Raw genomic sequence first — 14147 nt, 5'->3', positions numbered from 1 at the left:
AATTGAACTAACAAAATGACTATTCAATGGTTTATGAAATATAATTCCAAATGTTGCGATACTTGCTCATTTGTTTATAGGTATGGAGTATTGCACTATGCTCTGGAGACGCTAAGCTAGGGTCGATTTTTAAAATGTTTTTAGCATAATAACGCGATTGCTCCAAGATATCCTTGTCTTTTACAATATCTGCAATTCTAAGGTTTAAAACACCACTTTGTTGGGTGCCCATAAGATCGCCTGGTCCACGTAATTTTAAATCCACTTCAGCGATTTCAAAGCCATCACTACTGCGTACCATGGTTTCTAGTCTAGTTTTACTGTCTTGACTTAGTTTATGACTTGTCATCAATATACAATAACTCTGTTCTGCACCACGACCAACACGTCCGCGCAATTGGTGTAATTGCGATAAGCCAAAGCGTTCTGCGCTTTCAATAATCATAACAGAGGCATTGGGCACATTAACACCAACTTCAATAACGGTTGTTGCCACCATAATTTGAGTTTCGCCTTTTACAAAACGTTGCATTTCGTAATCTTTGTCGGCAGGTTTCATTTTTCCGTGAACAATTGAAATCTGGTAATCTGGCATTGGAAACTCTCGAGACACACTTTCATAACCATCCATTAAATCTTTATAATCCATGGTTTCATTTTCTTGAATTAATGGATAGACGATATAAATTTGACGACCTAAAGCGATTTCATCTTTCATAAATTTGAAAACTTTCAGTCGGTTATTATCAAATCTGTGAACCGTTTTTATGGGTTTTCTTCCTGCTGGTAATTCATCAATTACAGAGATATCCAAGTCGCCATAAACAGACATGGCTAAGGTTCTTGGAATTGGAGTAGCGGTCATTACCAAGACGTTTGGAGGAAGGGTGTTTTTATGCCATAATTTTGATCGTTGCTTAACTCCAAAACGGTGTTGTTCATCAATAATAGCGAGTCCTAAATTCTTGAATTTAACCTTATCTTCAAGTAAAGCATGCGTGCCAATTAGGATCTGTAAATTGCCATTTTCTAGATTTTCATGAATGATTCTTCGTTCTGAAGCTTTGGTTGAGCCTTGAAGAAGTGAAACACTGATTCCTAAAGGTTTGCATAGGTCACTTAATCCTTGGTAGTGCTGGACTGACAAAATAGCAGTAGGAGCAATTAGACAGCATTGATAACCGTTGTCAAGCCCCATGAGCATTGACATAAACGCGACTATGGTCTTTCCTGAGCCTACATCTCCTTGTAAAAGGCGATTCATCTGGGCATTACTGCCTAAATCGTGTCTGATTTCTTTTAAAACACGCTTCTGTGCATTGGTTAATTCGAAGGGTAAATGGTCTTTGTAAAAGGTGTTAAAATAGTCTCCTACTTTATCAAAAGTAAAGCCTTTTATTTTCGATTTATGAATGAGATTTTTGATAATTAACTGCAGCTGAATGTAAAATAATTCTTCAAATTTTAATCGAAATTGAGCTCTTGCTAACAGCTCTGGAGTCTTCGGAAAATGAATATTAAAAAGTGCTTCAGGTTTTGAAATTAATTTTAATTCAGCCATAACTGAATCGGGCAACGTTTCTACAAACCGACCTTTGGTTTCCAAAAATAATTGCTGCATTATATTGGTTACAACTTTATTTGTAACACCCTTATTTGATAATTTTTCGGTTGAAGGATAAATGGCTTGCATGGCTGAACGCAAATTACTTTCGTGCTCCGATTGCAATTCTATTTCAGGATGTGGCATATTAAATTTACCACTAAACCAATTGGCTTTTCCAAAAATCACATAAGTTTGACCTGTCTTTAGGTTGTCGCGTATCCACTTTTGACCTCTAAACCAAACGAGTTCCATCATGCCTGTGTCGTCTCTAAAGTCTGCGACTAAACGCTTGCCTCTTTTTTGAGCGACTTCTCTAAATCCTGTAATTTTTCCAATGATTTGAACTTCGGCATTATTACGCTGTAATTCATTGATTTTATAGTACCTAGTGCGATCGATATACCGATTTGGAAATAGATTAAGAAGATCTTGATAAGTCTGAATGCCCAAATCTGAGCGCAGTAAATCCGCTCGGTTGGGACCAACGCCTTTAAGATAATCGATGGGAGTTTGTAAATTCACACTCATAATTGCGAATTTACCAAATTCCTGCGAACGTAGGAATCTCATCTGATGAAGAATTCAACTTTATTTTTATCGGTATATTTTAGGTTTGTCATTCCTCCGAAGGCAAGAGTCTATTTTGTACCTTGTAATACGCAATAGGATGGTGTTTTTACTTTAGAAAATCACTCTGACGACCTAAGTTGTTATTTGATGCTTTTCTTTCCTGTAGCGCTCAATGGTATCGTTTTTTCAAAAACAATCCGTTGCGGGATTTTATAGGAGGATAAATGTTTAGAGCATTCTTTAAGAATTCTTTTTTTATGTCGTCTTCGTCAATTACATGGCTAAGAACGATGGTGGCTTGTATTGCTTCACCTAAAAGGTCGTCATCAAAACGAGTAATCATACAGTCTTCGACTTCTGGGATTGCTAGTATAACGTCTTCAATTTCTTTCGGACTAACGCGTTTACCTCCAACTTTTATGATTTCTTTTTTCTTGCCACCAAATAGATGAATCCATCCTTGTCTATTTTGGCTAAATCACCTGTGTGGAGCCATCCATCTTTAATGGCAAGATCAGTGCCTTCTTTGTCTTTAAAATAGCCTAACATGATGTTTTCTCCACGTGCTAACAGCTCTCCTTCTTCATTTATTGTTGCGGTTTCACCTTTGTCGTTAACTATTTTTAATTCGACATTTGGAATAGCTTTTCCGATGGAGCTTGTTTTGGTATGGATAAATTCAGGAGGTAAATAAGATAAGCGTGCTGTAGCTTCGGTTTGGCCATACATCACATAGAATTCTTTAGTTGGAAAGGCTTCTGTGAACTCGTCAATAAAAATAGTATGCAATTTCCCTCCTGCTTGTGTAACGTATCTTAAACTAGGAAATACTTCGGTTTTAAACGTTTGCGATTTTTTTAATAAAATTTGAAAATGACTTGGAACACCAGCAAATCCGGTACAGTTGTAATTTTTTAAATCGTTGATAACTGAACCAAGGAAAATAAAACTATTATTGAGAACTAGTGATCCACCAACTTTAAGATGTGTATGTAATAGCGATAAACCATAGCAATAAAAGAACGGTAATACCACGCACATAGCGTCGTTTGAAGTCAGTTTTAAATACGTAATAATAGCATCTGTATTTGCGATAATATTTTGATGACTAATCATTACTCCTTTTGGTTCTCCTGTAGAGCCAGACGTAAAAATGATTTCTGATACACGATTACTGTCGAAATTTGAATTCATTTCAAGAATATTCTGATACTCTCTAATTTCTAAAGATGCATCTTCATCAATTAAATGGATATTTGAGTTGAATTCTAATTTGCGTTTTAACGATTTTGTGATAAAAACCAATGCACTTTCCGTTGTGTTGAGGATGTAATCTAAATTGCCTTGTTCTATGGCAAAATTAAGAGGTACACAGGTATTGCCCGATTTTAAAATACCTAAGTATGCGGTTATAAAGAAAGCGGAATTTGGACTAATTAATGTAATATGTTGATTCTCTCCAGCAGTTTCTTTTAAATATGAGGCTATTTTTAGGCTATCACTATAGAGTTTCTGAAATGAAACCGTTTCTTTTGAGCCTAGTAAGAAATCCTTTTCAAGATTTTTAGTGGTGTCAAATAAGTGATCAAAAACATTCATATCTAAGGATTTTAAAATATTGGACGCATTCTTAAATATTCTGTTGTCTTTCTTTTGCGTTCAAAGTTTTTATAGATATTTTCAATATCTTGAGGAGTTCTGTCCATAACTTTAGCAACTTCATCTGCGGGATAGTCATTTTCCCAACCATACCAAATGAGATCCATTTGCTCAAAAGGCATTTGGTAAAAGAAATCTTCCTGGGTTTGTTCTGCAGTATAGGTATCTGTGGTTGGTGTTCGGTCAATAATTTCCTGAGGAACGCCTAAGTGACTTGCTAATTGGTAAACTTGTGTTTTATATAAATGACCAATAGGCATCACGTCTGCACCTCCATCACCATGTTTTACGAAAAAGCCTTGCTCAACTTCATGTTTGTTTGGTGTCCCAATAACAGCATAGTGTAAACGTTCTGCATGATAATAAAGCATACTCATTCTGCTACGTTGTTTAAAATTGGTAGAGGCCACAATTTGAAGGTATTCTTTTACGGGTAATAGTTTGCTTATGATATCTCCGTTTAGTTTTATGACGGTTACAGAAAAAGCAGGAGGCAGGTTTGATGCTGCATCTTGTTTTATTTCAATTTTAGCTTTGTCAATAGTAGGGTCAAAATTAGTAATCACTCTTCCGATGGCGTCATCTCTTCTTTGGTAGCATCCAAAACCATCTAGTGCTTTGGTAATGTCTTCAACTAAGGTATCTGTGACTTCAAATTTAGCAGCTAGTTTTTCAGCGAGTATTCGGCTATCATCACTAGAATCTTGCTCTGGGAGCATGATAGCAGTAACTTTATTCGGACCAAAAGCTTTAGCAGATAATGCCATGCAGACTGAAGAGTCAATTCCACCGCTGATACCAATAACGGCACCTCTTCGCTGTAATTTTTTTGCGACATCAGTTTTTAATTTTGAAATGATCTCATTGCAAACAGTTTCGATGTTTTCAATATGTAATATATCTTTTGAAAAAGGTTTACGTGTTGTGTTCATGATTAATTCTTTTGCCAGATGATTCGTCTATTATTGTTATATTTAGCACAACAAGTTCGTTTTCTTGTAATGCTGGTATGGATTTATTGATATATAAATCATATAATATTTGAGTGGATAAAACAGCTGTAATTGCCATGTTATCAATCTCTGATACGTGTTTATTTAGTGTCATCTTCTTTTTAAGTTGACTGACGTATGCTGCATTGAAAATTCCAAATTCGGTAATCTTTTCTTCTGAGAGCATCGTGTTTAAATAGGGCGGCATGTCTCCTGAAAAAAAGCGCTTTGAATAGGTGCTCGGTAGGCTTGCTTCGGTCGATTTAAAATAGATTCTGGTAATCTGTCTTTCATTAGTTTCTTTAACAGATACTTTTCGTTTAAGCCATTTAATTTTAAATCAGGATTCAAGTTCATGCAAAATTCAATAACTCTATGATCTAAAAAAGGATAACGACCTTCAACTGAATTTGCCATAGCCATTCTATCTCCTTGAGAAGATAAAAGATATTTTGACATAAAGAAGTTTAGTTCAATCCACTGTGCCTTGGTTAAATAGTCGAGGTCTTTAAATTTTGTTTCTAACTGCTTTTCAATTTCTAAAATGGGATTGTAATTCTGAATCGCTTCTTTGTAGTCTTTCGAAAAATAATTATTGATTCGAGATGTGTTATGCCACCGCAGCAAATGCGAATAAATTGGTGATGTGGTTTCGTTCAATTTATAGCCGAAAAATAATTTTAATATAGTGTTGTTCGCTTTGCTTATTTGTGGAATGTAAGGATATAGTTTTTTGAGTAATAATGGTCGATACTTAGATTGTGGATCCTTAGCCCAAAAAAGCTTAATCTTAGTTTCTTTAAATATGTTGTAGCCTCCAAAAAGTTCATCAGCACCTTCACCTGTTATGACCACTTTAATGTTTTGATCTCGGACACTTTTCGCTAACAAACTCATAGGTGCAGGAGCTGTGCGTAATAAAGGAGCTTCGGAATGCCAGACCACATCTTTAAAGTTTTCTGAAATATCTTTTGGGCTGCACGTAATGCTAGAATGTTGTGTTTTAAAATAATCTCGCGCTATATTTTGAAAAGAGGATTCGTCAAAATCCTTTTCTGTAAAACCAATAGAGAAAGTTCTCAGATTATCGGGTAAAATCTTTTTGATAAAAGAAGTGGTAATACTAGAATCTAGACCTCCACTTAAATATGCGCCCACTTGCACATCTGCTCTAAGTCTTAATTTTACGGCATCTGTAAAAAGAGATTCAAAGGCTTCAGAAGCTTCTTCTAGTGTATTGTATTTATAGTCGTTGGGTTTGGTTATTGGTAACTCCCAATAGGTTTTTATGGTTTTGGAATTCGCGTTAATCGTCATGTAGCTTCCGGGAGGTAATTCAAAAACATCTTCAAAAGCTGAATTAGAAGAAAGTGTTGTCCAAAATGTGAAATATTCAGACAATGCTTTTGCTGAAATTTTTGGCCGAAATTCTGGAAATTCTAAAAAAGATTTTATCTCAGAAGCAAAAATAAAAGCGTCGCCAACTGTAGTGTAAAATAAAGGTCTAATGCCTACACGATCTCTAGCTAAAAATAATTCTTGTTTGTTTTTATCCCAAATGGCAATAGCGAACTGGCCGTTTAATTTATTAAGAAATTCAGGCCCATATTCTTCATAGAGATGCACAATGACTTCAGTGTCACTATGGGTTTTAAATGTGTGGTTTTTTGCTAATAGTTCTTCTCTTAGCTCAATGTGGTTAAATATTTCGCCATTAAACACAATCCATAATGAGTCATTAGAATTAGAGAGAGGCATTGTGCCTGTGGCTAAATCGACAATGCTAAGACGTACACTACCAAGGCCAACAGCTTTAGATAGATAAATGCCACTTTCGTCAGGTCCTCTGTGCTTAATTCGTGTAAGCATTTGCCGAAGTGTATAAGCTTTATCTTCTGTGGATAAATTAAAATTATAAAAGCCAGCTATTCCACACATAGTTAAAGAATAAAAAGTTTGAAATTACATCTTACTCTCAATGAAGGCGATAATGTTATTAATAGATTGAAAGTTTTCTACAACGAGTTCTTCATCGCTCGTTGTTAAGTTAAATTCTTCCTGTAGAAATTCAATTAAAAACAATAAACCCATAGAGTCTAGGATGCCTTCTTCGAAAATAAGAGTGTCATCTTTTATCTTTTCTACATCATCAAAAGTAGATTCAATAATGTAATTTTTTACTTTGGTTTTTGTATCAGTTTCTGTCTGCATTATAAGATTATTATTAACTAAGAAGGAGTGTTAAAAGTGTTTTAAAGTTTTCAATTAAATCATTTAATATATTAAAGCGTAAACTTATTAATTTTCTTACAAAATAAAGTTGAAATATTTCTAAAGTTATTCTAAATTATTGTTCATAAGTTAGTTGACTAGGGTTTTTGAAATGTTTCAAATAAAAATTAGTTATTTTTCGTTTTAATTCTTCAAGAAATTCTTGCTTTTTATGTAATAGGTTTTTAGATCTGTTTGTGAGTTTTCTTAATGGGTTTCCAGCATATAATGTCCATGAGTTTAAATTTGAGCCAATTAAAGATAAAGCACCAACAGAGGCTCCTTCTCCAATAAGAACATTCGGAAGTATAGTACATCCTGCTCCGATTATGGAGTGTTCACCAAGTGAAACTCTTCCTTTTTTCATGGTTTTATATGTGTCTGGTATTGTTGGATTCGTTAATGAATTACCCGAGTAATCATCCGTTTTACTGTATATTTTTACTCCTTGAGATAGACCAGAAAAATCGTTAAGTTCAATACCGTCAGATGCAAGTAAGTGGCAATATGAAGCAATATGTACGTATGATCCTATGTTTAAATAGCCATCTCCGGGTACTACCAAAGAACAAAATGAATCTATAATAACATTACTGCCGATAGATATATTCTGGATACCATAAATTAAACAATTTTTAGCGATTTTAACATTGGTTCCAAGGGATTTAAAACCAAGTGATTTTAGGTCATTATTATCGTAATAACCAATTTCAAATAGGTTTGGGGTCATTGAGTATGATTTAATTAAAAAGCAGAGCTGTAAATGTATAAAAGAAATTAGATAAGGTAAAGATACATATAAAATTAACGAAAAATATGATATTTGTCAGTCCGCAAGTGGTGCACTTTTGAACAGGTTATTTTTTGTTTTAATGTTGGAAATTATACGTTGAGCGTTAAAAAAAGGAACTTCATTTCTGTCATTCATACAATTTATGCTAAACTCGTTCTAGTAACGCATGAATCTAATTTAATCGTAACAATATAATTTTTAGAATTGAGTTTTTGTGTTATGAGAGTTGAATTCCGTATTTTGGTCTTATTCTTGTCTAGTTCTATTTTATGAAGAAATTTTTTGTTGCCCTTTGTGTTTTTATTACGAGTTTGTCATTTGCTCAGCAGACTGAATATGTGGATTTTAAAAGAGCAAACGGAATGCTTAATATCCTTATAGATTCTTCAATGGTAAAAGGGAGAGTTTGGTATAATCTCGATATTACTAAATCAACAGATTCTATATTTTTAGATGCTGTAAATATGACATTCAAAAATGTTGAGATAAAAGTAGCTGACTCTAATGTTGAGCAATTGGACTATTCCTATGAAGATAATAAAATCTATTTTAAAAATCAGTTTAAAAAAGGTCAGTCTTATACTATTTATTTTGATTATTCTGCAAAGCCTAAACAAGCCTTATATTTTTTGAAACGAGAGAATGAGCCTCAAGTATGGACGCAAGGGCAAGGAAAGTATACAAGCCATTGGTTTCCTAGTTTAGATGATGTTAATGATAAAATTATTTTCAATTTAAGTACAATTAAGAAATCTGAATATCGCTTTATATCTAATGGTTTAAATACAATTAATAGTCCTTTGCAGGATGGTTTGGAGAAGGTTTCTTATCAAATGGAAAAACCGATGTCTAGCTATTTATTAGCTTTAGTATATGGTAAATACAGCAAAAAAACAAAAACATCTAAAAGTGGTATTCCTTTAGAGTATTACTATTATCCAGAAGATTCCTTAAAAGTAGAGCCAACATATCGCTATTCTGAACAAATGTTTAATTTCTTAGAAGAAGAAATAGGATTTGCTTATCCATGGCAAAATTACAAACAAGTTCCTGTCCACGATTTTCTATATGCAGGGATGGAAAATACAAGTCTTACTATTTTTTCAGATGCTTTTGTGGTCGATGATATTGGGTTTAATGACAAAAATTACGTCAGTGTTAATGCGCACGAGTTAGCACATCAATGGTTTGGTGATTTGGTAACTGCAAAATCTGGAGAACACCATTGGTTACAAGAAGGGTTTGCAACGTATTATGCGCTTTTGGCGGAACGCGATATTTTTGGTGATAATTATTTCTACTATAAATTATTGGAGTCAGTCTTGGAGCTAAGCAGACAAGATCTTTCAGGTAATGGAACATCACTTTTAGATCCTAAATCTAGTAGTTTAACCTTTTATCAGCGTGGAGCTTGGGTTTTACATGCTTTAAAAAATGAAGTTGGGGATGTCGTTTTCAAGAAAGCTGTTAAAAATTATTTAGAAAAGCATCAATTTGGAAATGTTGAAACCGCTGATTTTATTTCTCAAGTTGAAAACCTACATGGTCAGTCCTTATCCCATTTCGTTAATCATTGGATTAAAAATAAAGCCTTTCCTTATGAGGAAGCGTATGATATTTTGAAACGTCAATCTACATTTATCAATGAATATGCAATGGTAGATTGCGAGGCAAAAACGTCTAAATGTGAAGAACACCTGAAATATTATGTTTCAGATGAAGCAAAAGTGAAGATTATTTCACAAGTACCAGAATTGGTGACGCCAAATGTGTTTAATAATAGTTTAAAGGTTAGACAAGCTATTTCGGAGCATGTGACTAAAATTCCTGAAAGTATAAAATCAGATTATGAGTCTTTACTTAATGATAAATCGTACATTACGATAGAAAACGCCTTATATAACCTTTGGGTTAATTTTCCATTAGAACGTTCTAAATATCTTTCTAAAACTCGAAAAACAATCGGTTTTAATGATAAGAACGTGAGAATGTTATGGGTTGTTTTAAATTTAAACACACCTTATTATGATGCAGATAACAAGCAAGTATTATTTGATGAGTTAATGGGATATACTGATGAGAAATATAATACAGATGTGAGAATTAAAGCCTTTAATTATTTAGATTTAATGAAGTCTTGTTCTGAAGAATGTCAATCTAATTTAGAAAAAGCAAAATCACATCACAACTGGCGAATGGTTAAGTTTGCTAAACAATTGTCTGAAAAACTACAACAAAAATAAGATTAATGCGAGCATTAGTGATATCTGGAGGTGGAAGCAAAGGTGCATTTGCAGGGGGTGTGGCGCAGTATCTAATTGAAAATAAAAAGCATAAGTACGATTTGTTTATTGGGACGTCTACCGGAAGTCTTTTGGTGTCTCATTTAGGATTAAACCGCGTAGATAAAATAAAACATGTCTATACGAGTGTCAATAATGATGCGATATTTGATAGTTGTCCTTTTATCATCAAAAAAAAGAAAGGTATTGAAACCATAGGGATTAATCATTTTATAGTACTTCTAAATTTGTTAAAAGGGCATAAGACGTTCGGTACAAGTCTTAACTTAAAACAACTCATTAAAAGGACATTAACCAAAGAGGAATTTATTACGCTTAAAGAAAGTAATATAGATGTTGTAGTTACTGTTTCTAACTTATCACTTAATCAAGTAGAATATAAATCTATAATAGATTTTGATTATGAAGAGTTTTGCGAATGGATTTGGATATCTTGTAATTATACACCATTTATGTCCCTAGCTAAAAAATATGGTTGTGAATATGCAGATGGCGGTCTAGGATCTATGGTGCCTATAGAAGAAGCTATAAAACGAGGTGCAACAACAATAGATGCTATTATTTTACAAACGGAAATAAGTCAACTTAATAGAATGCCTTCGATTAATGCTTTCTCTTTACTTACTAATATGTTTGCCTTTATGTTGGACAGAATAGAGAGTCAAAATATTAGAATCGGTAAGTTTGTAGCTTCAAATCAAAACGCTATCATTAATTTTTATTATACTCCAACAGTTTTAACAACCAATTCATTAGTTTTTGATAAAGTTAAAATGACTAAATGGTGGGAGAGTGGATTTAATTACGCCAAGTATAAAAACGAAGAGGTTAGTCCATTAGAAACAGAATAAATCAACATTAATAAATATAAATAATTAAATGCGAGCTTTAGTAATATCTGGTGGAGGAAGTAAAGGAGCATTTGCAGGCGGAGTGGCACAATACTTAATGGAACGGGAAAAACATAATTACGATTTGTTTTTAGGTACATCAACAGGAAGTCTTTTGGTACCGCATTTGGCGGTTAACGAAATAGGTAAACTCTATGATATTTTTACTAATGTACAGCAGCACGATATTTTTAGCATTAGCCCTTTTATTCAACATAAAAAAGGGGATAGAGAATATGTGTCTATTGATTTTATAAATTCGTTATGGCAATTTATAAGACGTAGACGGACTTTTGGAGAAAGTAAAGCCTTAAGACGTCATATTAGAAAAAATGTGACTTATGAAGAATACCTGAAAATTAGAAAAGAGAAGCATGATGTAGTGGTGACGGTTTCTAATTTATCTATGAATCGTGTAGAATATAAATCTATACAAGAATGTTCGTACGAAGAATTTTGTAATTGGATATGGATTTCATGTAATTACATTCCGTTTATGTCCTTAGCAAAAGTAGATGGTTATGAGTATGCAGATGGTGGATTAGGATCTGTAATACCTATTAGAGAAGCTATTCAACGGGGAGCAACAGAAGTAGATGCTATTGTTTTAGAAGCGGAAACTTTAGGAAAACAAAAGGTATTGGGTAAAAATCCGTTTTCATTAATGATTAGTTTGTTTGGGCATTTACTAAATCAGGTGGAAAGAAATGATATCATCATCGGAAAGTTAGCTGCACGCAATAAAAATGTAAAACTCAATTTGTATTATACACCTACTAGCCTTACCGAAAATTCACTGATATTTAGTAAGCGATTAATGACTAAATGGTGGCGAGAAGGCTACGAATATGCTGAAAGACGTCATGAAAAGAAAAAATAGTATTCTTTAGGTCAAATATTCAATTGCAATAAGAGTTATCAAATGGAATTAAAATACGATTATATCATTTTAGGGGCAGGTGCTTCGGGACTAATGTTGGTGTACAGAATGTCGAAAGATGCATTTTTTGATGATAAATCCATTTTAATCATAGATCAAACAAAAGAAAAGGGCAACGACAGAACTTGGTGTTTTTGGGAAGAAGGGTCAGGAGAGTGGGATGATCTCTTAGTTAAAACTTGGAATAATGTTTACTTTGGAAGTGATACGTTTTCTAAAGTTATTTCAATTGCTCCGTACCGGTATAAAATGATTAGAAGCGAAGCGTTTTACAAATCATTGTGGGAAAGTATAAGTTCTAAATCTAATTTTAGTTTTATTGAAGACACTGTGGATCGTTTTACGGAATTAGAAAACGGAGTTCAGATAATTAGTAAAAATGATACTTATTTTGGTTCTAAGGTTTTTAATAGTTTACCAAATCCTGAAACTTATACTTCTCAAGATAAATACCCTTTAATACATCAACATTTTGTAGGTTGGTTTGTAAAAACAAAAGTCGATTTGTTGGATGATTCTGCTGCTACTATTATGGATTTTACAGTGCCTCAAAACGGAAATACGCGTTTTATGTATATGTTACCAATAGATAAACGTACAGCCTTATTTGAATATACCTTGTTTTCAAGAGATTTATTAAAACTTTCTGAATATGAGGATTCTATTAAAGATTATTTGAGTGAGAGAAACATCGTAGATTACGAAATTATAGAAAAGGAAAAAGGGAATATTCCAATGACCTCTTTTAAATTTAATGACTTAAATTCTAGGCACATATTAAATATTGGAACAGCTGGAGGTTGGACAAAAGCAAGTTCTGGTTACACCTTTACAAATACATCAAAGAAAACTAAAGCAGTCGTGTCGTTTTTAAAGAAAGAACAGGACTTATCTAAGTTTTATAAAAACGATAAATTTGGCTTTTATGATTTAATACTTTTAGATGTATTAGCGCATCATAATGAAGAAGGAGCAGCTTTATTTTCGTCCATGTTTAAAAAGACAAACATTAAAACTATTTTTAGGTTTTTAGATGAAGAGTCTACGTTATTCGAAGATCTAAAAATTATTCTATCAGTTCCGCCAAAACGATTTATTCAAGCCTTTTTTAAGCGGCTATTTTGAAAAATTAACTTTTAATTATACGCTTGTCAGATCAACTTAAGAATATACTTGTCCTCTATGGGGTTTTAATGTATCTCGTATGGGTTTCATTTCTGACTCATCAACGACTAAGTAAGCTATACTGTGCATGTCGCTAAGAATTTCAACACCTGTAATTGTAATGTCTAGTTTGTTCATAGCAATATATTCCTTTAAATGTATAACATGGTGTTCAGCTGTTTTTTGTCCTGCTGGTCCTCTAAAATCCCATATTAATTTCAATTTTCGCATAGTTTAGTTTTTACTGAATCTTTATAAAGTTTAATCCGTCTTAATTAGCCTTATGAATTGAAATGCCTTGTTCAACAAATTTCTTAAAATTAGTCATATAAGTTTTTGTCTGTTTCTTAAATGCGCTAGGTATTAAAAACAACATTAAACTAATTTTAAAGCTAGTCGGTTGGCAATCTGTTATAGATGTCCATTGTGTTATATTGTTTTCTGTAGCTTTAAAATAATTTTCTTGAATGTTGCGGACTCCTTTTGTTGCATAGGTAGCGTGAAATTCATTAGGGAAATCTTGTTTTGTAACGGTTTCTATAATTTCCATTTTACGTTTTCCAAAACTAAAGTTTAATTTCATTTTAGCACCAAGTTCATTCGGAATTCCAGAAATATGTTCAGTACTAACCAAGCCTTCTTGCCAATGTTTTAAGTTGTCCGCAGAATTAAATTTTTTTATAACTTCTGAAATAGGTTTGTTAATTAATATTTCAGTGGTGTACTGCATGTTGTTGAAGTTTTGATAAAAGTATAACAAGCGATAGTAAAAATGTTATCTAATCGTTGTTGAACACTTTTAATTGTTAAAATCATCGTAAAATATTACGACTTGTACTTTTGGTGTGATTTTTACAACATAGCTAACGATAACTATTAAAATAATGCTATTTAATCCACTTGCTAAATACGCTATTTATGTTACTTTTGCTGAGTTTTAAAAGTGAGTTATTTATATC

At 33.0% G+C, this 14147-nt stretch carries 13 protein-coding genes; 4 read left to right on the top strand and 9 right to left on the bottom strand.

From position 1 onward, the window contains the following. Positions 1-31 precede the first annotated feature (31 nt). The 7 genes from recG to ADIWIN_RS06735 all read right to left on the bottom strand — a co-directional run bounded on the left by recG (position 32) and on the right by ADIWIN_RS06735 (position 7828). Positions 32-2134 (bottom strand): ATP-dependent DNA helicase RecG, encoded by a 2103-nt coding sequence (gene recG / locus ADIWIN_RS06760; protein WP_020894287.1) that lies wholly within the window; start codon positions 2132-2134, stop codon positions 32-34. A gap of 459 nt (positions 2135-2593) precedes the next feature. Then, positions 2594-3775: an AMP-binding protein gene (locus tag ADIWIN_RS06755; protein WP_020894285.1), complete on the bottom strand. Its 1182-nt coding sequence runs from the start codon at positions 3773-3775 to the stop codon at positions 2594-2596. 11 nt (positions 3776-3786) lie between these two features. Then, a complete protein-coding gene (nadE, locus tag ADIWIN_RS06750) occupies positions 3787-4767 on the bottom strand; it encodes an NAD(+) synthase (protein WP_020894284.1) in 981 nt (326 codons plus the stop codon). Continuing rightward, on the bottom strand, positions 4751-5014 hold the full coding sequence (locus ADIWIN_RS20830) for a hypothetical protein (protein ID WP_020894283.1): 264 nt from the start codon (positions 5012-5014) through the stop codon (positions 4751-4753). Before ADIWIN_RS20830 ends, nadE begins: the two co-directional genes overlap by 17 nt. Positions 5015-5019: 5 nt before the next feature. After that, on the bottom strand, positions 5020-6765 hold the full coding sequence (gene asnB / locus ADIWIN_RS06745) for an asparagine synthase (glutamine-hydrolyzing) (protein ID WP_020894282.1): 1746 nt from the start codon (positions 6763-6765) through the stop codon (positions 5020-5022). Positions 6766-6789: 24 nt separating this feature from the next. Then, positions 6790-7038 carry an acyl carrier protein gene (locus ADIWIN_RS06740; protein ID WP_020894281.1) on the bottom strand — a complete coding sequence of 83 codons (249 nt, stop codon included), beginning with the start codon at positions 7036-7038 and terminating at the stop codon, positions 6790-6792. A gap of 136 nt (positions 7039-7174) precedes the next feature. Continuing rightward, complete coding sequence (locus tag ADIWIN_RS06735) at positions 7175-7828, bottom strand: acyltransferase (RefSeq protein ID WP_020894280.1); 654 nt, start codon at positions 7826-7828, stop codon at positions 7175-7177. A 332-nt stretch (positions 7829-8160) separates the two neighbouring features. On the opposite strand from ADIWIN_RS06735, the gene ADIWIN_RS06730 reads away from it, so the two are divergent. From ADIWIN_RS06730 to ADIWIN_RS06715, 4 genes are read left to right on the top strand one after another with little or no spacing between them, the layout of a single operon-like run. Continuing rightward, the gene (locus tag ADIWIN_RS06730; RefSeq protein WP_020894279.1) at positions 8161-10134 is read left to right on the top strand and encodes a M1 family metallopeptidase; all 1974 of its coding nucleotides are present in this window, start codon (positions 8161-8163) and stop codon (positions 10132-10134) included. A 5-nt stretch (positions 10135-10139) separates the two neighbouring features. Continuing rightward, a complete protein-coding gene (locus ADIWIN_RS06725; protein ID WP_020894278.1) occupies positions 10140-11045 on the top strand; it encodes a patatin-like phospholipase family protein in 906 nt (301 codons plus the stop codon). A 28-nt stretch (positions 11046-11073) separates the two neighbouring features. After that, positions 11074-11964: a patatin-like phospholipase family protein gene (locus ADIWIN_RS06720; protein ID WP_020894277.1), complete on the top strand. Its 891-nt coding sequence runs from the start codon at positions 11074-11076 to the stop codon at positions 11962-11964. A gap of 42 nt (positions 11965-12006) precedes the next feature. Beyond that, a complete protein-coding gene (locus tag ADIWIN_RS06715; protein ID WP_020894276.1) occupies positions 12007-13149 on the top strand; it encodes a lycopene cyclase family protein in 1143 nt (380 codons plus the stop codon). Positions 13150-13185: 36 nt separating this feature from the next. On the opposite strand, the gene ADIWIN_RS06710 is transcribed toward ADIWIN_RS06715, so the two are convergent. Further along, entirely contained in the window at positions 13186-13419 is a 234-nt protein-coding gene (locus tag ADIWIN_RS06710; protein WP_020894275.1) for a hypothetical protein, read from the bottom strand. 40 nt (positions 13420-13459) lie between these two features. Then, complete coding sequence (locus ADIWIN_RS06705) at positions 13460-13918, bottom strand: SRPBCC family protein (protein WP_020894274.1); 459 nt, start codon at positions 13916-13918, stop codon at positions 13460-13462. Positions 13919-14147: the final 229 nt, after the last annotated feature.

Source organism: Winogradskyella psychrotolerans RS-3 (assembly GCF_000427335.1).
Lineage (GTDB): Bacteria > Bacteroidota > Bacteroidia > Flavobacteriales > Flavobacteriaceae > Winogradskyella > Winogradskyella psychrotolerans.
This window is presented reverse-complemented; position numbering and strand designations above follow the sequence as displayed.

Bases quoted from the DNA above. Each gene is read 5' to 3' on its own strand.
- recG (WP_020894287.1), bottom strand. From the start codon at position 2,134: ATGAGTGTGAATTTACAAACTCCCATCGATTATCTTAAAGGCGTTGGT.
- ADIWIN_RS06755 (WP_020894285.1), bottom strand. From the start codon at position 3,775: ATGAATGTTTTTGATCACTTATTTGACACCACTAAAAATCTTGAAAAG.
- nadE (WP_020894284.1), bottom strand. From the start codon at position 4,767: ATGAACACAACACGTAAACCTTTTTCAAAAGATATATTACATATTGAA.
- ADIWIN_RS20830 (WP_020894283.1), bottom strand. From the start codon at position 5,014: ATGCTCTCAGAAGAAAAGATTACCGAATTTGGAATTTTCAATGCAGCA.
- asnB (WP_020894282.1), bottom strand. From the start codon at position 6,765: ATGTGTGGAATAGCTGGCTTTTATAATTTTAATTTATCCACAGAAGAT.
- ADIWIN_RS06740 (WP_020894281.1), bottom strand. From the start codon at position 7,038: ATGCAGACAGAAACTGATACAAAAACCAAAGTAAAAAATTACATTATT.
- ADIWIN_RS06735 (WP_020894280.1), bottom strand. From the start codon at position 7,828: ATGACCCCAAACCTATTTGAAATTGGTTATTACGATAATAATGACCTA.
- ADIWIN_RS06730 (WP_020894279.1), top strand. From the start codon at position 8,161: ATGAAGAAATTTTTTGTTGCCCTTTGTGTTTTTATTACGAGTTTGTCA.
- ADIWIN_RS06725 (WP_020894278.1), top strand. From the start codon at position 10,140: ATGCGAGCATTAGTGATATCTGGAGGTGGAAGCAAAGGTGCATTTGCA.
- ADIWIN_RS06720 (WP_020894277.1), top strand. From the start codon at position 11,074: ATGCGAGCTTTAGTAATATCTGGTGGAGGAAGTAAAGGAGCATTTGCA.
- ADIWIN_RS06715 (WP_020894276.1), top strand. From the start codon at position 12,007: ATGGAATTAAAATACGATTATATCATTTTAGGGGCAGGTGCTTCGGGA.
- ADIWIN_RS06710 (WP_020894275.1), bottom strand. From the start codon at position 13,419: ATGCGAAAATTGAAATTAATATGGGATTTTAGAGGACCAGCAGGACAA.
- ADIWIN_RS06705 (WP_020894274.1), bottom strand. From the start codon at position 13,918: ATGCAGTACACCACTGAAATATTAATTAACAAACCTATTTCAGAAGTT.